This window comes from Clostridium kluyveri DSM 555 (assembly GCF_000016505.1).
GTDB lineage: Bacteria > Bacillota > Clostridia > Clostridiales > Clostridiaceae > Clostridium_B > Clostridium_B kluyveri.
In genome coordinates this window covers 770021-792133 of sequence record NC_009706.1, presented here as the reverse complement: position 1 = coordinate 792133, position 22113 = coordinate 770021, and the positions used below count along the sequence as shown (strand labels likewise).

Here is a 22113-nt window from a genome sequence, read left to right as displayed (position 1 = left end):
ACTTTCTCCTTTTTATTTTTTATAAAATATAAGTGATATACTATAATATATTATAGTATATCACTATTAGCCTGTATAGTATAATATGTATAAATTAATATATCATATATCTACATAATAAAACAATTTTGTTATTGAAGTTAGGAATACTCTTAATTTATTTTAATGGGTCTTTAGGCTTGTAATATCAAGTTCTTTATACTCTATTAAAAAAGATTTTAATTTATCTATTATAATATTTGAATAGCCTGATAAATCACATTCAATATTTAAGCACAGTACAGGCTCATGAAGAGACAATCTAAGCAAAAGCCACCCACTTCCCTTGAAGCTACAGCAATTTATCCTGATACCCTCATAATTTGGAGATACCTCAGACCATCCTTCAACTTTTTCTATATATAATTTTAATTCTTCCAGTATTTTGTCCCCATACTCTTTAAAATTTTCATCTAAAATATCAAATCTAAATTCCAAACTTTCAACAGGCATTTTCATATTCTGTATTAAATCTTCTATGCTTTTGCCCTCTGACTTCAGTCTAGCCATTTTTATTAATACCTTAGCTATCAGATAAGCCCCGTCATCTAAAAAATAGTTTTCTTTAAAAGCTGCATGCCCTGAGGTTTCTATTGCCAAATAACATCCTTCATTTTGATTATTTAACCTTATTCCCTCATTTATTACATTTCTATATCCTCTTTTAAATCTATGATGTTTTCCTCCAAGTTCCTGGATAAACTCACTTAATCCATCAGAGGTTACCGAATCTGTTACTATAGTGGTACCAGGATATTCTTCTAGAACTATTGTAGAAATTAAGGCTATCAGTGCATTTCTATTTATTTCTCTTCCACTGCAATCTACAATAGCTGCTCTATCTACATCTGCATCAAATATTATGCCAAGATCAGCTTTATTTTTTATAACTGCCTCTTTAATAGAATGCATGGCTTCTTTATCTTCTGGATTTGGAAGGTGATTTGGAAATTTACCGTCAGGAATAATAAATTGACTTCCTTCAATTTTTGCTCCTAAAGGTTCCAAAACTTTATTTGCAAAAAATCCTCCTGCTCCATTTCCCGCATCTACAATGATTTTAAGTTCTGAAAGTGGTCTATTGTAATTTACTTTGGAATTTATACCTTCCCTAATTTTTTTAACCAATATACCAGAGTATTCATCAATAAAATCTATCTTAAAAATATTTCCTCTACTATGTACACTATTATCGTATTTATTCAAAGCTCTATTTAATATATATTTTATATCTTCTTTTTCACATCCCCCGCTTTCAGTAAAAAACTTTAATCCATTATAGTAATAAGGCAAATGACTACCTGTTATCATAATAGCTCCATGACACCTGTAACTCCCGGTCACTGTGGTCATAAACATAGCAGGAGTTGTACAAAGTCCACAATCGTATACATAACATCCTAAATTTAAAAGTTCCTCACAAATACATCGCTTGAATTCAAGTCCTGACAGCCTAGAATCTATGCCTATGGCAATTTTTATTTTGTTGTTTTCCAAATTTTTTTTATTTTTAATCCATTTTATAAACCCTCTAGTTATAAGCTTTACTCTTTCCACGGTTAAATTAACCTCTTTTTCTGGATTTTTAGTTGCAATTCCCCTTATATCCGTACCATTTTGTAATTTATATAATTGCTCTCCCATATTATCTTCTCCTATATTTTAATTTTCATATATATTATACACCTAAATAAAAATTAGGCCGGTAATAAATTACCGACCCAATTCCATCCATTAAAACTCTACATCTGCCTGGCAGGTACCGGCTAAACACATATTAGGCTTTTTCTATGCCTTTCACTTCATACCCTGCTTCTTTAATAACTTCTTCTATATTGGAATCAGAAATTTCAGTAGAAGATTTTATTACAGCAGTGTTACTATCTAGGTTCACTTTAACATTTGAAACTCCCTTTATAGACTCCAAAGCTGACTTAACATGGCTAACACAATGCTGGCAAGTCATTCCCTCTACATGTATTACTTTTTTTATTTTTCCTTTGAATAACATAGCAAATACACTCCTTATATTTTATTTAAAATTGCTTTAAAACAATTTAGTAATCAATTATTACCCTTTAATCACTTGATATGCTGGGCTTGAACCTTTTTAATCTAAGTGCATTTAAAAGAACTGACACTGAGCTAAAACTCATAGCAAGAGCCGCCAGCATAGGATTTAAAAGAGGTCCTCCAAATATGAAAAGTACTCCCATAGCCACTGGTATACCAAGTGAATTATATCCAAAAGCCCAGAAAAGATTTTCTTTTATATTCTTTATTGTTTTCCTGCTTAAATCTATTGCGGTAACCACATCCATCAAATCACTTTTCATAAGTACAATATCTGCTGACTCCATGGCCACATCTGTTCCAGACCCTATTGCAATTCCAACATCTGCCTGTGCCAGGGCCGGTGCATCATTTATTCCATCCCCTACCATGGCAACTTTTTTATTTTCCCCTTGAAGCTTTTTTATTTCATCAGCTTTATCCTGTGGAAGAACTTCCGCAAGTACTCTATGAATTCCCACCTGAGATGCTATAGCCTCCGCTGTGTTTTTATTATCCCCAGTTATCATGGCCACTTCTATGCCTAAGGAATTAAGTCTTTTTATAGCTTTTTTGCTGCTTTCTTTCACTGTATCCGCCACAGCTATTATACCTACCAATTTATTCTGAAGTGCTATATACATGGGAGTTTTACCTTCATTAGAAAGTGTATGTGATATATCCTCCACACTTTCCAAGGAAATATTTTTTTCAATCATTAACTTTTTATTTCCTAAAAACACTTTACTATCTTCTATGGATACTTCAATACCCTGTCCTGGTATAGCCATGAAGGAGTCTATCTTTAAAAACTGGATACTCTTATTTTCAGCTTCTCTTACAATGGCTTCCCCCAATGGATGTTCTGAAGATTTTTCTGCAGATGCGGCTATTTGAAGTAAATAGCTTTCTTCTATATCCCCTGATACTATTATGTCCGTAACCCTGGGTTTTCCTTCAGTTATAGTACCCGTCTTATCGAAAACTATAGTTTGTATCTTATGGGAAATTTCTAAAGCTACTCCACTTTTTATAAGAACACCATATTCCGCTCCTTTTCCAGTACCTACCATTATAGCAGTGGGTGTAGCCAGACCCAATGCACATGGGCAGGCTATTACAAGTACAGATATAAATATGGTCACTGCAAATACCATGGATTGACCAGACCCATACCATATCACTGATGCTATTAAAGCCAGTATTATAACTACAGGTACAAAATACCCCGCTATTATATCTGCCATCTTCGCTATAGGAGCCTTTGAACCTTGAGCCTCTTCAACTAATTTTATTATGCGTGAAAGCACAGTATCTTTTCCTACTTTAGTAGCCTTATATTTTATAGAACCATTCTTATTTATAGTAGCGCCAATAATTTTACTGCCAACAGTCTTTTCCACAGGTATGCTTTCTCCTGTAAGCATGGATTCATCCACAGAAGTAAGTCCTTCTATAACTTCTCCATCTACGGGAATTTTTTCTCCAGGCTTTACTACAACCACATCTCCTACTTCCACTTCATCAATTGCAATTTCGATCTGTTTTCCATCCTGTACTATATTGGCAGTTTTAGGTGTAAGATTCATAAGCTTTTTTATGGCTTCAGAGGTTTTTCCTTTAGCTATGCTCTCAAGATATTTGCCTAAAGTTATAAGGGTAAGTATAACTCCTGCAGATTCAAAATACAGATGATAATGATAGTGGTTATCATTATAAAACATACTTACTATGGAAGAAAAACTGTATAAAAATGCTGCAGAGGTTCCTATGGCTATAAGAGAATCCATATTAGGATTTTTTCTAAATAAAGATTTAAAACCTATTATAAAATAACTTCTTCCTATTATCATTACAGGCAGTACCAACAACAATTGAATTATTGCAAATATTTTTTGATGCACCATGGGATCTATAATAGAAGGAAGCATTATATTCAACTGCTGAGCTATCATAGGTCCCATAGCTACGACAAGCAGTGGAACTGTAAATACAGCAGATATTACAAATCGCTGTTTTAATTTCTGAATTTCCTTCTGTTTACTTTCCTCATGAATATCCAAACTTTCAATTTCACCCAATGCTTTATATCCTGCCTTTTCTACAGCAGTTTTTATATCTGAAAGTGTGGTTTTTGATTGATCAAAACTTACAGTTAACTTTTCAGTAGCAAAGTTAACACCTGCACTTTCAACTCCATCCACTTTTTTTACTGCCCTTTCTACTGCTCTTACACAAGCTGCACAGCTCATTCCTTCTATCTTTAATATTTCATCCTTCATTCTTTACTCTCCTATCCATTTTTATCTAATAATTTTCCTAATAAGTCAACTATTTCTTCCACTTTTTCTTCTCCAGTATTTTGTAGAAAAGCTTCTTTTACGCAGTGATTTAAATGTTGTTTTAATATAAGCAAATTAGCTCTTTTTAAAAGCGCCTGAGCCGCTATTATTTGATTTGATATATCAATACAGTACCTTCCATTTTCTATCATTTTCATTATGCCTTCAATCTGACCTTTTGAAGTCTTTAATGCCTGAAATGCTTTCTTTTTTTCTTCATTCATATTTACCTCCCCCCACCCTGGCGGGGTGGTTATTTTATAAAAATATAAAATTTAAACATTTGATATTATGTTTAAATTTTATTATATATTTATTATAAACCCTATAGAAAGTTTTTCATAGTATATTTTAAAAATTAAACTAGAAAAATAATTAATTACAAATACCTGTAGGGCTATTATTCAAACTTACTTTTTGAATATCTTCCGTACGAGGATTTATAAGGGCCACAGATTTTTCTTTACTTAAGGTCACCATCACATTTCCATTATCCTTATTTATTGAAATATCTGTAGGATACCTTCCTACCCTTATTTTTTTTATACTTTTAAAAATTGTCATATCCAATATGCTCACAGTGTCTTCTCCCGTATTTGCCACATAACAGTACTTACTATCTTTTGACATGCAAAATCCCTGTGGCTCTCTGCCTACTTCTATAGATTGTAATATTGTGTAATTTTTACTATCAATTAAAGATATGTCATTACTTTCAGTATTGCTTACCATTATATATTTTTTGTTGGGAGTAAATACAACTCTGTATGGATGTTTGCCAACCTGAACTTTTCTTATAAGTTTATTGTCTTTAATATTGTAGAATAAAATATATCCTTTATCATCTTCATCTTTAGCATTTAACACAACTACCAGCAGTGTATTTCCATCTGCTGAAACTTTAATATCCTGCGGAGAACCTTCTACTTTGATTTCATTTACAATCTCATTGGTAATTGAATCCATCTTGTAAATAGTATCTTTTCCCCCTATTATAAAATAATAACTTCTAGAATCATTTGCATCCTTGGCCAGTGATCTAGCTCTATATTCCATAGTTATAAATGCCCCGCTGAAAAATAGTATAAATAAAACCACTATAAATAAAACTCTAAATAATTTATGCTTTAGCATAGGCACCACCCTTTTTAAATATTCTTCTTATTTTATTTTGTGCCTTTTTTGCCATATATATTCTTATTTCTATAGATAAATAAAAAATTTTACAAATGAAAAGATTATTTATATATTTCCACAGAAGTTCTAACAAAAACATATTGTTTTAATATATCCATATCATTATCTGATATGGCAATACATCCATAGGTCCAATCATAGTCTGTACCCCCTCCATGTATACCTATAGCTCCACCAAGAGGAGTATTCCAAGGTGGCTGTTTTTTATTTTCTATAGCTTTCTCAATTTTTTGAAAGGTATTATTATCTATGACACCCTCATCTAAAGCCCACTTTGCATCTTGAATATTAGGATAACTTATTCCTAAAAAATACTTATACTTGGTCTTGGAATTTATATAACATATATAATAATTTCCTTCAGGGGTCTTATTATCTCCTTCCCTTTGTTTTTTACCTTGGGGAACTCTCCCAAGCGCCATCTTAAATCTACCTATTAATTTATTATCCCCGTAAAGTTCCATTATCCTCTTCTCTTTGTATATTTTTATAAAAGTTGTATCTGGAAATTTTTCAGGTTTTTTAAAAAACAATTCTTCTTCATCATTTTCTATTACTTTTTCTTTCAAAACAATATCTTTGGCACTACTTTCATTTTTACTTTGTTTAATATATCTTTTTACAGATACTAAAGATATAGTTAATATTAAGATTATACCGAAAATTAAAAATATAAGAGGAAAAAATCTGTTTTTATCTTTCATAAAACCACTTCACTTTTATTCATATTTTTATCAATCTGTTCCAATTAGTGTTTTAAACCATTTTATTATATTCTCATTTTTTTGTTTCATTTTCTCATACTGCTCATATCTTTTATCATAACTTTTTACTTTTTCATTATATTCCGTTGTCTTTTTATTATATTCATTTAATTTGCCATTATATTCTATCACTAAATTATTCCAATCATTTCCTCCATTTGACTTTATACTATTCATTTTATCCTTTAAATTCCTCAGTTCCTCACCTTCCTTTTTAATATTATCTCCTAAATAATTTATTTCTTTTTTTTCCTGTTCAAGGCTAAGGTACATATCTCCTATTGCCTCTGAAGTTGAATTAGAATCTTTTAACCTAAGATCTACAAGAGCCGCTATAGATATAATAAATAATATGACAATTATAACTACTATCTCAATTAAAATAGCTTTCAATTTTTCCATAAATATCCTCTCCCAGCTTAAACCCTTAATTGATCAAACATTTTATCCTCCTTATAAGAATATTATATATTATCATATTACTCTTTTTATAAAAATTATGATAAAAAGCCAACAACAAAATTTATTGTCATTAGCTTTTACCTCACTTAAATGCAATTTTTATAAATTTCTACTATGTCATCTACAACTTTTTCAATAGTATATACATTATCTACTGAAAAGTCACAGGAACTATTGTATATTGCATATCTCTCTTTAAAAAGTTTTTCTATTTCCCCGGTGCCATTTTTTAAAAGAGGTCTGGTTGATATATCCACATCGCTTACTATATTTTCCAAAGGTCTGTCCACAAAGAATATAATTCCATTTTTTTTAAGATTTACAATATTCTTCTGGTTCTTTATTACTCCTCCTCCCGTAGATATTACCATAGACCCTTCAATACTGACTTCCTCTACTGCCTCTGATTCTATATTTCTAAAATGTTCTTCTCCCTTTTGAAAAATTTCTGGAATAGTACATCCTGCCTTATCTACTATATAATCATCCAAATCTACAAACCTTTTATTTAACTTAGATGATATCATCTTTCCAATTGTGGTTTTGCCACAACCTGGCATACCTATAATAACTATATTTTTAACTTGTTTTTTCACAATAAACTCCTCCTCGATTTAAAACCATAGAATCTATTACATTTTTAGAAATATGTCAATTATTTCAATATTCTGACTTATTGCTGCATATTTAATAATTTATAATATATTTCATCTAAAGTTTTCAACGATATCTCTCTATGCTGCCAAATCTGTTGAGCGGCTACCGCCTGGGCCACCAGCATATATAACCCATTAGCTGTCCTTAAACCTAATTCTTTCCCTGTTTTTAAAAACGTAGTTTCCTGTGGATTGTACACTAAATCCACAGCTGTATTAAATTTACTTAATATTTCACTATCCACGGCGCAAGTATCTGTTTGAGGATACATTCCACAGGGGGTAGAATTTATTATAATATCTCCACTCTTTATATGATGCAGCTGTTCATAAGAAATAACATCTATTTCCCCATTGGATACATTCTCAGGTTTTCTGCTCACATATATAATGGACTTTGCGCCTTCATCCATACTATACCTTAGTACAGCTTTAGAAGCTCCTCCTGTTCCAAGTATCACTACACTTTTATTAAGCACATCTATTCCATATCTTTTTAAAGTCATTCCAAATCCATAATAATCTGTATTGTATGCTTTTAATTTATTGTCTACAAATTGTATAGTGTTTATTGATCCTATGCTTAATGCTTCTTCAGATATATAATCCATATACTTCATAATCTTAATTTTATAAGGTATAGTAACATTTACACCTCTGCACCCTAAAATCTTTAGTGCCCCAATTGCTTCACCTAAATTCTGTGATTCTATTTCAAACAGATTATATTTCCCCTGTAAATTTATTTTTTTTAAGATCATTTCATGTATTACTGGAGAAAAACTATGCCCTAGCTTGTCACCTATAAGTCCATAAAAATTGCCCATATTAAAACACCACCTAATTTAAAATACAATACTAGATTATACAGTCCCCTTTATATTTACCTAGTAATTTAAAATAAACACTTTCGTTTTCTATTCCTTTTAAGGCTTCTTTAGCATTTTTCTCTAAAACATTGCCATAAAAATCAATATAGAAAAAATATTCCCAAGATCTATCTACCATTGGTCTAGACTCAATTTTAGTCATATTCAGATTATTCTTCTTAAAATACTTAAGCACTTTATACAGGCTCCCAGGTTCATGTGGTAGAGTAATTAGTATACTGATTTTATCATTATCTTTATTACATTCTTCATTTCTACTTATTATTATAAATCTAGTATAATTGTTGGTATTATAATTTATATTTTCACTTAATATTTCTAAACCATAGAGTTCAGCTGCTTTTTTACTGGCTATAGATGCCCTGCTTTTATCATTTTCTTCATTTATATATTTAGCACTTCTAGCTGTATTGAAATAAGGTATGAGACGCCAATTTTCATACTTATCTAAAAATTTACTGCTTTGCATAAAGGCTTGACTGTGAGAATAAACTTCTTTTACATCATTAAGTGAAGCACCTTTTACTCCTAATAAATTATGATTAACTTTAATACATTTTTCTCCTACTATATAAAATCCATAATCTCGAAGCAAATCATATACTTCCAGAATTCCTCCTGTAGAGGAATTTTCAATAGGCAGTACACCATAATTTATTTTTCCATCTTTCAACCCTTGAAACACATCTTTAAATGTCTCGAAATTTACAGCTTCAACTTCATGCCCAAAATAATCAATTAAGGCCTCATAACTAAAGGAAGCCAGTACACCTTGAAATCCTACTCTGCATGATTTATCATATTTTTTTACACTTAAACATTCATTATTATAATATGAACTTTGAAAACTTTTCTTTTGGAAATTCCTACTTATTTTCATAATCTCTTTTAAGAAAACTTCCGCTTCTTTTTCTATAGATTTATTCTCAAGTCTTTTTAATTGAGTCTTTATAACATTTTCTTCACGACTTTCATCAAGTATGTCCATATCATTTTTCTTTTTATATTCTGCTACTTTATATACCACATCCATTCTTTCCTGAAAAAGCTTAATCATTTCTCCATCAATCTTATCTATCTTATCTCTTAAATAATCTAAGTTATCCAAAATACTACCTCCATAAATAATGTAAAACTCAATATTCCATTAAATTTAATATTCCTATAGCCGCCACAGCTTCCACCACAGGCACAGCCCTGGGTACAATACATGGATCATGCCTTCCTTCTATTTTTAGAAATGTATTTTGTTTCTTTTTTATATCTACAGTTTTCTGGGTTTTTGCTATAGAAGGAGTGGGTTTTATGGCTGTTCTAAATATAACAGGCATTCCATTTGTAATTCCCCCTAAAACTCCTCCATTATTATTGGTGTAAGTTTTCATTGTACTCTGTTCTGAAATATAATATTCATCATTGGCCTCAGAGCCTCTCATTGAAGCTATGTTAAAACCCTCCCCAAATTCTACTCCCTTGACTGCTGGAATAGAAAATAACAAATGTGAAATACTGCTCTCTACAGAATCGAAAAAGGGATTTCCTATGCCTGGGGGCAAATTTACTACTACAGTTTCTATGACTCCTCCTACAGAATCTCCTTCTTCTTTTATTTTTAAAATGCTCTCTTCCATATCTTTTCCTTTTACTTCATCCAGTACAGGAAATTTACTTTTTGAAAGCTTTAAAATACTCTCTTTACTTATAGAAACAGGATCAAAACAGCTTCCGTCTTCAATTGCACCTATGCTTTTTATATGACTCCCTATTAATATTCCTTTATCCTCCAGTATTTTTTTACATATGGCACCTGCAAAAACCAAAGGTGCCGTTATTCTTCCTGAAAAATGTCCTCCCCCTCTATAGTCATTAAACCCTCTATATCTTATACTACCAGTAAAATCTGCATGGCCAGGTCTTAAAAGACCTGCAGTTTTTTCGTAGTCACGAGAGCGGGTATTATTATTTAATATAATTGCCGAAAGTGGTGTACCTGTGGTTCTTCCATTAAAATAGCCGCTTAAAATATCAAATTTATCCGTTTCTTTTCTAGGGGTAGAAAGAGGACTAGCTCCTGGAGCTCTTCTCTCCATTTCATTTTTTATATAATCTATATCAATTTCAATTCCTGATTTTAGTCCATCTATAACTATTCCTATAGCTTTTCCATGTGATTCTCCAAAAATAGATAATTTTATTTTATTTCCCCACACTCCACTCATCTATTTCCCCTCCTAAACTTCTAAAGTCTTCCCAAAAACCCGGATAGGACTTTTTTACACATTCAGCTCCCTCTATTACTAAAGGCTCTGTACATTTTGACGATACTGCTGCCAGTGCCATGGCTATCCTATGATCTTTCCAGCTTGTAACATTTCCTCCTTTAAGATTTTCTTTTCCGTGTATTATAAGTGAATCCTCTTTTTCTATTACCTCTGCCCCAATTTTATTCAATTCAGAAGTTATTGCCTTTAGTCTATCTGATTCTTTAATCCTAAGTCTTGCTGCATTTATAATTTCAGTAGTTCCATGGCTTACAGAAGCTAATGCTGCAAGAACGGGTACAAGATCTGGACATTGGGAAACATCAATAACAACACCGGTCGTCTTAGAAGGGTTAACTTCTATACAATTTTCCTTTTCCTCAATTTCTACTCCCATATCTTTTAGTATATGTACTATAATTCTATCTCCTTGAAGAGAATCCGTATCAAGTCCCATGCAGGTAATTCCTTTCCCCAAGGCACCCATAACAAGCCAGAATGCCACCTGTGAAAAATCCCCTTCTATATTACAATCTACTTCTTTGTAGGTTTGATTACCTTTAATTATAAATTCTCTATAGCTGCTTCCATCTACACAAACCCCAAATTTTCCAAGCATGTCAATAGTAATATCCACATAGGATTTAGACTCCAATTCCGTAGTTATTTCTATTTTTGAATCTCCTGATAAAAGAGGAAGTGCAAAGAGAAGCCCTGTTACGAATTGGGAACTTACATCTCCCCTAACTCTATAATCTCCTGATTTTAGCTTTCCATTTATGGTTAAAGGCAGTTTTCCGCTCTCTGTTTTATAATAAATTTTTTGGCTCTTAAATATATCATAGTATACGTTTAGAGGTCTTTCTACTAACTTTCCCTCTCCTGTAAAAGTTATTTCTTCACCTAATGTTGCAGCCAAAGGTATTAGAAATCTCAACGTAGAGCCTGATTGAAAGCAGTGTACGTTAGGTTTTTTTACATACAAATTAGAATTCCCTTTTATAGATAATGAATTATTTCCTTTTTCTATAATTACTCCTAAGCTCTTTAAAGCTTCACAGGTAGCTTCTATATCTTCTGAAAAATCCACATTGGTTATATTACTCACACCACTGCTCAAAGAAGCACATATTAAGGCCCTATGGCATACACTTTTTGAAGGAGGAATCTTTACCTGTCCCTCTAATTTAGTCGGATTTATTGATACATATTTCATAGATTGTCCCCTTTTTATCTATTTTCAACTAAAAATTAGCCTATATAATATCTTCTGGAAATAAGAACCCATATACTTCCCGTAATTTTATCTTCATTATTTTACATATTCCTGCCTCTTCTATAACTATGATATTTATTCTATCTCCTGAAGACTTTTTATCTAAAGCTATAGAGTTAACAAGAGCTTGTTTATCCATATCCGGCATATTTACTGGAAGCCCATATTTTGTCAATATACCTTTCATGTAGTCATGAGTTCCTTTCTTAGTTATATCCATTCTTTCAGTTATATTTGTCATATATGTCATACCTATAGCAACAGCTTCTCCATGACTATATTTACCATAGTTATAATATTTTTCTATCCCATGTGCCAGTGTATGACCAAAATTTAACATCATCCTTTCTCCCAAATCTCTTTCATCCTTTTCTACCAAATGTTTTTTTATACTGCAGCATTTATATATTATATCCTCAATATATTGTAAAACTTCATCCTTATCTTTACAAGAATCCAGCAGGTTTAAAATACTCTTATCCTTTATAAATCCATATTTTATAACTTCTCCCATCCCATCACTAAAGAATTTATCATTCAAAGATAGGAGTACGTCTGGATCTATAAATACGGCATCTGGATGATAAAAGCTTCCTACCAAATTTTTACCCCAGGGCAAATCTACAGCTACTTTTCCGCCTATACTGCTATCTACCTGGGCTAAAAGAGAAGTAGGAACTTGAATATAATTTATCCCTCTCAAGTAAGTGGAAGCTGCAAAACCTGAAAGATCCCCAACTACTCCACCTCCTAGAGAAATTATTATATCTTTTCTCCTTATCTGAAATTCACATAGTTTTTCATATACTCTTTCCAGTGTAGCTAAGTTTTTACTCTTTTCTCCTGGTTCTATAGATATAATTTTCATTGTAAATCCACTTTCTAAAAGAGAATTTTTCAATGTTTCCATATAGAATTTTTCCACATTTGTGTCCGTAATCACCACTATATTTCTACTCTGGTAAGTAGTTTTCAATCTTTCTCCTATAGAACTCAATATACCTTTTTTTATAGATATTTTATAACTTTTTTCTTTAACATTAATATCAATAGCCTTCACGCAAATCACTGTCCTTTAACTAATTCTTTTCTTTTTAACATGGACTTTTCAAAAATACATCTCATAGTACTTATATCCTTACTCATTATAGCTTTCTTCAATATCTCCATGCTGTTTTGAAAATTTTCTATTTCTTCTATGAGATTATCTGAATTCATAATAAATAATTCAGTCCACAATTTAGAATTAATCTGTGCTACTCTGGTAGCATCTTTAAAGCTTCCCCCAGTAAATAATTCTATACTATCTTTGTATTCTTCTTCATGTAGATTCATAAGGGATACAGCTATAACATGGGGAAGTTGACTTGTAAAAGTAATTATTCTATCATGCTCCTTCGGACTTATATAGGTTACATTACTACAGCCTATAGCCCTTGCCATTTTATCTATTTTTTGAAGCCCCCGGGAAGTATTCTTTCCCCCGGGAGTTATTATATAATTGGCCCCTTTAAAAATATCTTTAGATGCCCCTTTTATACCTCTAGATTCTTTTCCCGCCATAGGATGTCCAGGAATAAATTCCAAATATTCAGGCAGGAATGAATTTATATTTTCTACTATATCTTGTTTTATACCAGAAGTATCTGTTATAAGGGCACCCTTTTTTAAATACTGCAAATTATTTTTTATAAATGCAATTGTATCTTTAGGATAGAGAGCTACTATAATAAGATCTACTTCTTTTAAAAAATCTCCTCCACTTTCATAAGCCCCATCTATAATCCCATCATCTAAAGCACTTTTTAAAGTATATTTATCTTTATCTATTCCAATAACACATTTAGGCTCCAAATCCCTAAGGGCCATGGCATAAGATCCTCCAATAAGTCCCATACCTACTACAGCTATATTAATATTAAAGTCACAATCTTCCACTTATATTTCCTCCTTAAGCATGTACTCCTATAGTTTTACAGCATCCTGCAGTTTATCCAATTTCATATCTACCATCTTATTTATATCTGTCATAAGATTCTGAAAAACTTTTGATTTTATGGATTGCTGTCCATCACATTTTGCATTGGCAGGATCATTATGAACTTCTATCATAAGTCCATCTGCTCCCACTGCCACAGCTGCTTTTGCAAGAGGTTCTACCATCCACCAAAGTCCTGCAGCATGACTTGGATCAACTATTACAGGAAGGTGACTTAATTTTTTTATAGCAGGAATGGCACTTAAATCCAAGGTGTTTCTAGTATAAGTTTCGAAAGTTCTTATTCCTCTCTCACAGAGTATTACATTTTCATTTCCCTCAGACATTATATATTCTGCAGACATTAAAAGTTCTTCAATAGTAGAGGACAATCCTCTTTTTAAAAGAATTGGTTTTCTAGTTTTACCTAGTTGTTTTAAGAGTTCAAAGTTTTGCATGTTTCTTGCGCCTACCTGTATTACATCCACATCTTCTACAAACTTATCTATCATATCTTCAGACATAATTTCTGTAACTATGGGAAGTCCTGTTTCCTGTCTTGCAACTTTTAAAAGTTCCAATCCTTCAGTTCCAAGTCCCTGGAAACTGTAAGGTGACGTTCTTGGTTTAAAAGCACCTCCTCTTAAAAATTTAGCACCACTGTCCTTTACATTTTTTGCAATTTCTACTATTTGTTCTTCACTTTCCACAGAGCAAGGACCTGCTATAACTGCCAGTTTTTCTCCTCCTATAGAAGCATCTTTTACATTAATTACAGTATCTTCTGGATGAAACAGCCTGTTAACCAATTTGTAGGGTTGTTGAACTTTTTCCACATTTTCTACAAATTCATTAGCCCTTATTTTACTTGCATCAACCTTTGTGGTATCTCCAATTAGTCCTAATATACAATATTCTTTCCCCTGTATTACATTTATAGAAACATTATTTTCTGATTCAATCTTTTGTTTTAATATGATTATTTCTTCTGTTGGTGTGTTTGGACTCATAATTACTATCATCTCAGTTCCTCCTTAAATTTTTGAACACTTTAAAATTATAGGATAACTTCTATGCTAGCTTTAGAAGTTATTTCCAAATAAAAAACAAGGCTCTAATGAGCCTTGTTTGAATTAACTAAATACACACTGTATATAAAAATTTCTTTAATCATGCATTTTTATAATTTATCCTAACTCATCAGAAGGAAACTTTATTTTTTTAGAGAAGCAAACATAACCAGCGCTAAAATAAAAATAGCCCCAGCTAAAAGTAAAGTTAAAATAATATGAATTATTATTTACTACTGCTTCTCTTTCCTTTCCGATGATATTTTCCATTACACCTAACCTCCATAAAAAATTACTATTACAATAATTTTATAAACCATTTAAAAAATATTTAAACAAAACATTCACAGGAATTTTAATTTAATCCTGTAAAGTGATATATTCTATTTGTTCTTAATTATAACATTTTTTATCTCTATGTCAACAGCAAATTTTATATTTTTTCATTTATTTATATAATTTAAAATTTTTATAAGATTACAATCTTTTATAGAATTACAAAATAAGTTAAAAAAGTTTTAATTATAGGATGAAATAATATGAAAAAAATAGTATAATTATATTAAATATTCTATTAAATATTCTTTATTAATCTACGATAATCTTTTAAGAGTTTGTTTATTTATGATTTAGATTAAATATGATTTAAATTCATATTATGTTTTCAGGGGGTACACAAGTATGAATAGATCTAAAAAGTTGGTATTTGCTTTTTTTATTTCAACAGCTATTATGAACAGTAAAAATATAGTAAACACTGCATATGCTTCCAGTGATTTACCAAATATACAAAGCAGTGCGTATACTGCAGTGGGAAATATATTTGCAAAGTGTGGATATACAGGTCAATGCACCTGGTTTACCTATGGACGTGTTCTTGAAAAATTGGGAATTGCACTTCCTTCAGAATTTTATGGCAACGCAGTAGACTGGTGGTATGCCAATGCTAAAGATAATGTATATTCCTATGGTTCAGAGCCAAAAGCAAATTCCATAATCGTGTGGGGCGGCGGCTCAGTGGGTTATGGACATGTGGGCTTTGTAGAAGAAGTAGATGGAGATACTATATATTTTAACGAAGGCAACTTTAGTGTACGCGGAAGCTATGATGGGAATATAAAAACTATTTCAAAAGAAGCTATAAAAAATAGAGGAAATTTATATCTTAAAGGATACATATATGTAGGTGAGGGTGCTACTCAGGCATCTTCTGGTTCTAATTCCAATGGAAGCAGCAGTTCTTCTACAGATACATACCAACCTGTAAGTAATGGTACTTACCAAAATGGAGTGGTAAATATATCAAATAGCAGTTCAGTTTTAAATATAAGAAATGGAGCAGGCACTTCTTTTTCAATACTAGGTTATTTGAAAAAAGGGGAAACGGTTCAAATAGTAGGAACTATTGGTGATTGGTATAAAATCAAATTAAATTCGTCTTACGGATATGTTAGTTCCAATTATATAAGTTCAGGTGCCAGTTCCACCAATAGTGCAGTTCAACAGCTTTCTTCCAATTCACCATCACAGAATTCAGGGAGCAGTACTTCCACAGGTTCAGGATATGTTAAATTAAGCGCTACCTCTTCTACATTAAACTTGAGAAGTACACCTCAAGGCAATATAATATCCTCTCTCCCTAACGGAACCGCTGTAAATATTTTAGAATCTAACGGAAGCTGGTATAAAGTATCTGTAAATGGTACTACAGGATATGTATATTCAAGTTATATAAGTACTTCACAAGCTGCAGCTTCATCTAATGTGGCAGCTACAAATACCTCTACAAGCCAATCATCAACTAGCAGCCAAACCGGAAAAACCGGAACAGTAACTTTAAGCAATAGTTCTTCAGTATTAAACTTAAGGAATAACCCTTGGACAGGCCGTATTCTTACCACACTACCAAATGGAACTAGTGTCACAATTCTAAGTACTGAAGGTAGATGGTATAAAATACAATGGGGCTCTACAATTGGATATGTTCATTCAGACTATATAAATATATAATTTTACTTTATTGAAAAAGAATCTCCTCAAACTAATTAAAACAGGGATTCTTTTTTAATTCAACTTCTAATCATTTCTAACTTCATTTTAACAGTCAGTTTATCTAGCAATTGTTGTTTATCCTCACCATCTTCTGGGAATACCACAAAACTGCATTGAAGAGCATATTCACTATATCTTTTATCTATTGCTTTTAATTTAGTATAAATCAATTTCATATTATTTATAATTGAAATAACTTTTTCCTCATCGCAATCAGGAAGTACCCCTACAAAAGTTGACAATCCGTATTTTTCAAATAAATCCGATATTTTAAAAATAACTTTTAGTTGATTATAAAGAAAATCTATTAAAATAAGATAACTATCTCTTACCTCTATCTTTTCATCCAATTCTGTAAAATGTTCTTTTATTAGACTTACCATAATAACTGAAAATTTCTTACTTTCCGCTTTACATTTAATAACTTGTCTAACAATATACTGTTGGAAGTTTAAATGTATTATTTCCTCTGGTTTATTTGAATTTTCATGACAGACTACAAGCTTAGATATTCTGTCAATTAACAATTTATTATTAAAAGGTTTTAATATATAATCCGAAGTACCTTCTTTTATGCATTTTATAAAAGAACTTCTGTCATTTAATTTAGTAAGTATCATTACAGGTATGTTTAAACCCCTACCTTTTATTTTTCTAAGCACACTAAAACCATCTTCACTACTGAGTCCTACTTCCAATATTATTAAATTTAATTCTTTTTTATTATCATACAATTTATTAAAAAAATCAAAAGAAGTTCCTGATTCACATAATTCCATACCTATATCTTCCAAAATATCCTTTACTCTATATCTAACATAAGCCGTATCATCCAGCATTATAATCTTATACATAATTTTTTTCATCCTATAATATTTAAATTTTTAAACTAAATACCTATAACTTATTTTATTTATCGTTTAATATAAATATTACTTTAGTAAACTACTAACTATAGAAATGGATAAATTTCCTTTTTAGTTAAATCATTCCCCCATCTACAGTTATTATCTGTCCTGTTATATACTGAGACGATTCTCCTGCTAAAAAACATACAATTTTTCCTATATCATCACTTTTTCCAAATCTGCCTATAGGTATCTCCTCTATCAGATTTTTTCTTTCTTCTTCTTGAAGCCATGAATTCATCTCTGTATCGATAACACCAGGTGCCACAGCATTTATTCTTATATTAGAAGGCCCCATTTCCTTGGCTATAGACTTTGTAAAAAGATTTACGGCCCCCTTAGATGCAGAATAGATAGACTCACAAGATGCCCCTACTTTTCCCCACATAGAAGATATGTTTACTATGGAACCTGATTTTCTTGAGATCATATGTTCTAATACACAATGGGTACAATTAAGCACTCCTTTAAAGTTAATGTCTATTATCTGCTGCCATTCATTTTCTCTCATATCTATAAAAAGGCCTACTTTAGATATACCTGCATTATTTACCAATATATCTATCTTGCCCATATTGCTCAAAGTGTTTTTCATTATTTTTTCAGCACTATTATATAAGCTCACATCTCCCTGTACTATTATTCCATTAGCTCCCTCCTGTTTTACCATATCCAAAGTCTTGCAAGCCTCTTTTTCATTTTTAATATAATTTATTACCACTAAAGCACCACATCTAGCTAAATTTACTGCAATACTTCTGCCTATACCTCTTGATGCTCCAGTAACCACTGCTACTTTTCCTGATAAATTTTCCATATGTAAATTCACTCCCTATCAATATCTAGTATACACCATAAATCTTAAGTAAATTTACAATTTGTACAGACTGTTAGTGTAAAATTACTATAGGTTATTTGAGATAATAAAAATGAAAATAAAATATATTCCATTATAACAATAGATGCGCTAAAAAGCTTGAGACTTAAAGTTGGCTCTGAAGCCACAGCCTAAAATGTAATGTTGATGGCTTAGATAGATCAAAAAGGAGTTTACATAAACATTCCGTAAACCCCTTTTTAATCTACATCCGTATATTCCAGTGTTCAATAAAATACAGTTGGAGATAAACCAAAATTATATCTTTCTATTCACTTTTTGGCACCCAGCTATTAACCAGTTCTTCATTATTTTTCATCCATTCTCTTGCAACATCTATAGGTTTTTTACTATCATTGTCTTTGATATCTCCCATTAAACTTCCTAGCTGCTGATCATTCATTTTGAAGTTCTTTAGAAATTGTGCAACTTCTGGCATATCTTTTTCAAATCCAGTTCTGGTTATAGTATAAATATTTTCTGTTTCACCAAACACTCCTTTAGGATCATCAAGAAATTTAAGATCCCAAGTGGCAAATTTCCAGTGAGGCTTCCATCCTGTAACCACAATAGGTTCTTTTTTGTCTTCTGCCTTCTTCAGCATAGCAGTCATGGTGGCTCCACTGCCTTCAAGAAGTTCATAGTTTAAGTTATATTCTTTTATGGCTTTATTAGTGACTTTCATTATACCTGCACCTGCATCTATTCCCACTATTTTGCCACCTAATTCGTCTTTAATGCCATTTAATTCTTCAATACTATTTATGTTCATATAGCTTGGAACAACCAATCCGATTTTTGCGTTTTCAAAATTAACACCTAAATTATCCAATTTTCCTTTATACTTGTCCATATAATCCTTGTGGGTAAGCGGAAGCCATCCATCTAAAAATACATCCATGTCACCACTAGACAGAGAAGTAAATACCATTCCAACATCCCCTTGTTTCATGTCAACTTTATATCCCATTTTATCCTGTAATATGGCACTTACCAGATTTGTCATGGCAATTCCTTCCGCCCAGTTCACATATACTAATTTAACTGTTCTTTTTGATTCCTTATCATTGGTATCACCTATAGTATTACCACAGCCAGATAATGCGCCTATGATTAATATAATTGAAAAGGCTAATACAACAATTTTTTTTAATTTTTTGTTCATCATTTATTATACCCCCTAAGAATTTATTTCTTTTTATGGCCTAATGATTGAGTTATTCTATCTAATACCATTGCCAGAATTACAACAGCAATACCACTTTCAAAGCCACTGCCTATTTCCATCTGAGTTATACCATTATAAACTTCCCTTCCAAGTCCCCCTGCCCCTATCATAGCTGAAATAACAACCATTGAAAGAGAAAGCATTATTGTTTGATTTACTCCCGCCAATATTGTAGGTAACGCTATGGGAATTTGTACTTTGTAAAGCATCTGACTCTTAGTGGAGCCAAAAGACCTAGCTGCTTCTATAACATCCTCAGGTACTTGTCTAATTCCTAAATTGGTAAGCCTTACTGCAGGTGGCATGGAAAATATTACAGTTGAAATTGCTCCTGGCACTTTTCCCATTCCAAAGAATAAAACTGCCGGTATCAAATATACAAAAGCCGGCATTGTCTGCATGAAATCTAATATTGGTCGTATCACTCTATTAAAACCTTCACTCCTTGATGCCAGTATTCCAAGAGGTATGCCAATTATTAGAGATATTAACGTTGAAACAATAACCAATGCAAGTGTTTCCATTGTCTGAGGCCATAATTCTATACAATCTATAAATAATAACCCAATGGCAGTAAATACAGCTACTTTTTTACCCGATAATTTTAAAGCCAATAAAGAAAACACTATTATAACAATTATACTTGGAACAGATAAAAGTACAGTTTCCAATCCTTCTATAAGTGTACTGTTAATTAACGTTATTAAGTGAAAAAACGGTTCCATATTATCTGTCAGCCAATTAACGATAAATTCAAAAAATGGTCCTACGTGAAATGTAAACAAATCAGTCCTCCTCTCTTGCTATTCCCGCTATAATAGTAGACCTTTTTATAATTCCCAACATGATGTAGTCTTCGTCTACCACTGCTATTGGATATATTGCATCTTTTGCAACAGACAATAGATCCGATATGGACGTATCTGGTGATGTTGTAGGAACTTCAGTTATAAGTATACTTTCTATATTAGAAACTCTCTGCTCTACCAGTTCTATGGTATCGTCTATCCTTACTATTCCCTTTAATTTTCTATACTTATCTGTTACATAAATACTGGATATGCCTTCATCTTTCATAAGTCTTGCTGCTGATTTAGGGCCATCTTTAGAAAGAATTATTGCCTTGGATTTTTCCATTATAGCCGATGCAGTGATTATTTTGGTTCTATCCACATCCTGTACAAACCTCTTCACATACTTGTTAGCAGGATGGGTCAATATATTTTCTGATGTACCAATTTGCTCTATACTTCCGTCCTTCATTATGGCAATTCTATCACCTAATCTCAGTGCCTCGTCCAAATCATGAGTTATAAATATCACAGTTTTATGCATTCTTGATTGCAACTGCAGCATCTCTTCTTGCATCTCTTTGCGTATCAACGGATCTAACGCACTAAATGCTTCATCCATTAACAGTATACCTGCATCTGTTGCTAAAGCTCTAGCAAGTCCAACTCTCTGTTTCATACCTCCGCTCAATTCATCAGGCATACTTTCCTCATATCCTTTTAATCCCACCAATTCTAAAGCCTTATATGCCTTCTCTTTCCTCACTTTTAAGTCAATTCCCTGTATTTCCAATCCATATTCTACATTACTGCATATGGTTCTATGGGGAAAAAGAGCGAAATTTTGAAATACCATGGCTATTTTTTTTCGCCTGATTTCACGAAGCTTATCTTCACTGCATTTTAATATGTCTTCTCCATCAATTAATACCATGCCACTTGTCGCATCTATTAATCTATTCAGGCATCTTATTAAAGTAGACTTACCACTTCCTGATAGACCCATAATTACAAAAAATTCACCTTCGTTTACTTGAAAACTAGCATTATTTACTCCTACAGAATTTCCTGTCTTATTATGTATTTCATTTTTTGTCATTCCTTTTTCTAAAAGTGAAATTACCCTCTTAGGATTTTTCCCGAAAATCTTATATACATTTTTTACTTCTATTTGTGACATAATATTCTCCCTATCCAATTTAGAATGATAATCAAAATCTTCTAAACTAACAACTTTAAATATATTTAAAAGTTGTAACTAAAGATCGCT

22 protein-coding genes are annotated in these 22113 nt (G+C 31.8%); 1 reads left to right on the top strand and 21 read right to left on the bottom strand.

Translation table 11 applies throughout. The annotated features are described in order from the left end of the window. Positions 1 to 162 precede the first annotated feature (162 nt). The 16 genes from CKL_RS03915 to CKL_RS20605 all read right to left on the bottom strand — a co-directional run bounded on the left by CKL_RS03915 (position 163) and on the right by CKL_RS20605 (position 15257). The gene (locus CKL_RS03915) at positions 163 to 1683 is read right to left on the bottom strand and encodes a phosphohexomutase domain-containing protein (protein WP_011989366.1); all 1521 of its coding nucleotides are present in this window, start codon (positions 1681 to 1683) and stop codon (positions 163 to 165) included. 133 nt (positions 1684 to 1816) lie between these two features. Beyond that, positions 1817 to 2050 carry a heavy-metal-associated domain-containing protein gene (locus CKL_RS03910; RefSeq protein WP_011989365.1) on the bottom strand — a complete coding sequence of 78 codons (234 nt, stop codon included), beginning with the start codon at positions 2048 to 2050 and terminating at the stop codon, positions 1817 to 1819. A gap of 67 nt (positions 2051 to 2117) precedes the next feature. Next, the gene (locus CKL_RS03905) at positions 2118 to 4373 is read right to left on the bottom strand and encodes a heavy metal translocating P-type ATPase (protein ID WP_011989364.1); all 2256 of its coding nucleotides are present in this window, start codon (positions 4371 to 4373) and stop codon (positions 2118 to 2120) included. A gap of 11 nt (positions 4374 to 4384) precedes the next feature. Further along, positions 4385 to 4657 (bottom strand): metal-sensing transcriptional repressor, encoded by a 273-nt coding sequence (locus CKL_RS03900; protein ID WP_011989363.1) that lies wholly within the window; start codon positions 4655 to 4657, stop codon positions 4385 to 4387. Positions 4658 to 4808: 151 nt separating this feature from the next. After that, positions 4809 to 5567 (bottom strand): YncE family protein, encoded by a 759-nt coding sequence (locus tag CKL_RS03895; RefSeq protein ID WP_011989362.1) that lies wholly within the window; start codon positions 5565 to 5567, stop codon positions 4809 to 4811. Positions 5568 to 5671: 104 nt separating this feature from the next. Beyond that, positions 5672 to 6334: a L,D-transpeptidase family protein gene (locus tag CKL_RS03890; protein WP_011989361.1), complete on the bottom strand. Its 663-nt coding sequence runs from the start codon at positions 6332 to 6334 to the stop codon at positions 5672 to 5674. 30 nt (positions 6335 to 6364) lie between these two features. Then, entirely contained in the window at positions 6365 to 6796 is a 432-nt protein-coding gene (locus CKL_RS03885; RefSeq protein ID WP_011989360.1) for a hypothetical protein, read from the bottom strand. A gap of 146 nt (positions 6797 to 6942) precedes the next feature. Next, positions 6943 to 7452, bottom strand: coding sequence for a shikimate kinase (locus CKL_RS03880; RefSeq protein WP_011989359.1), 510 nt, complete (start codon positions 7450 to 7452; stop codon positions 6943 to 6945). Between the two features lie 77 nt (positions 7453 to 7529). Beyond that, the gene (aroE, locus tag CKL_RS03875) at positions 7530 to 8339 is read right to left on the bottom strand and encodes a shikimate dehydrogenase (RefSeq protein ID WP_011989358.1); all 810 of its coding nucleotides are present in this window, start codon (positions 8337 to 8339) and stop codon (positions 7530 to 7532) included. A 31-nt stretch (positions 8340 to 8370) separates the two neighbouring features. Continuing rightward, positions 8371 to 9510, bottom strand: coding sequence for a prephenate dehydratase (gene pheA / locus CKL_RS03870; protein ID WP_011989357.1), 1140 nt, complete (start codon positions 9508 to 9510; stop codon positions 8371 to 8373). A 28-nt stretch (positions 9511 to 9538) separates the two neighbouring features. Next, on the bottom strand, positions 9539 to 10621 hold the full coding sequence (gene aroC / locus CKL_RS03865) for a chorismate synthase (RefSeq protein WP_011989356.1): 1083 nt from the start codon (positions 10619 to 10621) through the stop codon (positions 9539 to 9541). Then, positions 10599 to 11879 carry a 3-phosphoshikimate 1-carboxyvinyltransferase gene (gene aroA, locus CKL_RS03860; RefSeq protein WP_011989355.1) on the bottom strand — a complete coding sequence of 427 codons (1281 nt, stop codon included), beginning with the start codon at positions 11877 to 11879 and terminating at the stop codon, positions 10599 to 10601. The genes aroC and aroA overlap by 23 nt, the downstream gene beginning before the upstream one ends. A 40-nt stretch (positions 11880 to 11919) precedes the next feature. After that, a complete protein-coding gene (gene aroB, locus CKL_RS03855; protein ID WP_011989354.1) occupies positions 11920 to 12999 on the bottom strand; it encodes a 3-dehydroquinate synthase in 1080 nt (359 codons plus the stop codon). A gap of 5 nt (positions 13000 to 13004) precedes the next feature. Then, a complete protein-coding gene (locus tag CKL_RS03850; RefSeq protein ID WP_011989353.1) occupies positions 13005 to 13877 on the bottom strand; it encodes a prephenate dehydrogenase in 873 nt (290 codons plus the stop codon). Positions 13878 to 13904: 27 nt separating this feature from the next. After that, positions 13905 to 14939 (bottom strand): 3-deoxy-7-phosphoheptulonate synthase, encoded by a 1035-nt coding sequence (aroF, locus tag CKL_RS03845; protein WP_011989352.1) that lies wholly within the window; start codon positions 14937 to 14939, stop codon positions 13905 to 13907. Positions 14940 to 15104: 165 nt separating this feature from the next. After that, complete coding sequence (locus CKL_RS20605; RefSeq protein ID WP_011989351.1) at positions 15105 to 15257, bottom strand: hypothetical protein; 153 nt, start codon at positions 15255 to 15257, stop codon at positions 15105 to 15107. A 411-nt stretch (positions 15258 to 15668) separates the two neighbouring features. Here CKL_RS20605 and CKL_RS03840 point away from each other — a divergent pair, with 411 nt between their 5' ends. Further along, positions 15669 to 16997, top strand: a complete 1329-nt coding sequence (locus CKL_RS03840) for an SH3 domain-containing protein (protein ID WP_011989350.1) — start codon at positions 15669 to 15671, stop codon at positions 16995 to 16997. 59 nt (positions 16998 to 17056) lie between these two features. Here CKL_RS03840 and CKL_RS03835 read toward each other — a convergent pair whose 3' ends face one another. From CKL_RS03835 to CKL_RS03815, 5 genes are all read right to left on the bottom strand, one after another. Beyond that, entirely contained in the window at positions 17057 to 17893 is an 837-nt protein-coding gene (locus CKL_RS03835; RefSeq protein ID WP_011989349.1) for a response regulator, read from the bottom strand. Positions 17894 to 18020: 127 nt separating this feature from the next. After that, positions 18021 to 18764, bottom strand: a complete 744-nt coding sequence (gene ymfI / locus CKL_RS03830) for an elongation factor P 5-aminopentanone reductase (RefSeq protein ID WP_011989348.1) — start codon at positions 18762 to 18764, stop codon at positions 18021 to 18023. A gap of 328 nt (positions 18765 to 19092) precedes the next feature. After that, positions 19093 to 19989: a glycine betaine ABC transporter substrate-binding protein gene (locus tag CKL_RS03825; RefSeq protein ID WP_172634789.1), complete on the bottom strand. Its 897-nt coding sequence runs from the start codon at positions 19987 to 19989 to the stop codon at positions 19093 to 19095. Between the two features lie 23 nt (positions 19990 to 20012). Further along, positions 20013 to 20837 (bottom strand): ABC transporter permease, encoded by an 825-nt coding sequence (locus CKL_RS03820; protein ID WP_011989346.1) that lies wholly within the window; start codon positions 20835 to 20837, stop codon positions 20013 to 20015. Position 20838: 1 nt separating this feature from the next. Beyond that, the gene (locus tag CKL_RS03815) at positions 20839 to 22023 is read right to left on the bottom strand and encodes a quaternary amine ABC transporter ATP-binding protein (protein ID WP_011989345.1); all 1185 of its coding nucleotides are present in this window, start codon (positions 22021 to 22023) and stop codon (positions 20839 to 20841) included. Between the last annotated feature and the right edge of the window lie 90 nt (positions 22024 to 22113).

Bases quoted from the DNA above. Each gene is read 5' to 3' on its own strand.
- CKL_RS03915 (WP_011989366.1), bottom strand. From the start codon at position 1,683: ATGGGAGAGCAATTATATAAATTACAAAATGGTACGGATATAAGGGGA.
- CKL_RS03910 (WP_011989365.1), bottom strand. From the start codon at position 2,050: ATGTTATTCAAAGGAAAAATAAAAAAAGTAATACATGTAGAGGGAATG.
- CKL_RS03905 (WP_011989364.1), bottom strand. From the start codon at position 4,373: ATGAAGGATGAAATATTAAAGATAGAAGGAATGAGCTGTGCAGCTTGT.
- CKL_RS03900 (WP_011989363.1), bottom strand. From the start codon at position 4,657: ATGAATGAAGAAAAAAAGAAAGCATTTCAGGCATTAAAGACTTCAAAA.
- CKL_RS03895 (WP_011989362.1), bottom strand. From the start codon at position 5,567: ATGCTAAAGCATAAATTATTTAGAGTTTTATTTATAGTGGTTTTATTT.
- CKL_RS03890 (WP_011989361.1), bottom strand. From the start codon at position 6,334: ATGAAAGATAAAAACAGATTTTTTCCTCTTATATTTTTAATTTTCGGT.
- CKL_RS03885 (WP_011989360.1), bottom strand. From the start codon at position 6,796: ATGGAAAAATTGAAAGCTATTTTAATTGAGATAGTAGTTATAATTGTC.
- aroE (WP_011989358.1), bottom strand. From the start codon at position 8,339: ATGGGCAATTTTTATGGACTTATAGGTGACAAGCTAGGGCATAGTTTT.
- aroC (WP_011989356.1), bottom strand. From the start codon at position 10,621: ATGAGTGGAGTGTGGGGAAATAAAATAAAATTATCTATTTTTGGAGAA.
- aroA (WP_011989355.1), bottom strand. From the start codon at position 11,879: ATGAAATATGTATCAATAAATCCGACTAAATTAGAGGGACAGGTAAAG.
- aroF (WP_011989352.1), bottom strand. From the start codon at position 14,939: ATGATAGTAATTATGAGTCCAAACACACCAACAGAAGAAATAATCATA.
- CKL_RS20605 (WP_011989351.1), bottom strand. From the start codon at position 15,257: ATGGAAAATATCATCGGAAAGGAAAGAGAAGCAGTAGTAAATAATAAT.
- CKL_RS03840 (WP_011989350.1), top strand. From the start codon at position 15,669: ATGAATAGATCTAAAAAGTTGGTATTTGCTTTTTTTATTTCAACAGCT.
- CKL_RS03835 (WP_011989349.1), bottom strand. From the start codon at position 17,893: ATGTATAAGATTATAATGCTGGATGATACGGCTTATGTTAGATATAGA.
- ymfI (WP_011989348.1), bottom strand. From the start codon at position 18,764: ATGGAAAATTTATCAGGAAAAGTAGCAGTGGTTACTGGAGCATCAAGA.
- CKL_RS03825 (WP_172634789.1), bottom strand. From the start codon at position 19,989: ATGAACAAAAAATTAAAAAAAATTGTTGTATTAGCCTTTTCAATTATA.
- CKL_RS03815 (WP_011989345.1), bottom strand. From the start codon at position 22,023: ATGTCACAAATAGAAGTAAAAAATGTATATAAGATTTTCGGGAAAAAT.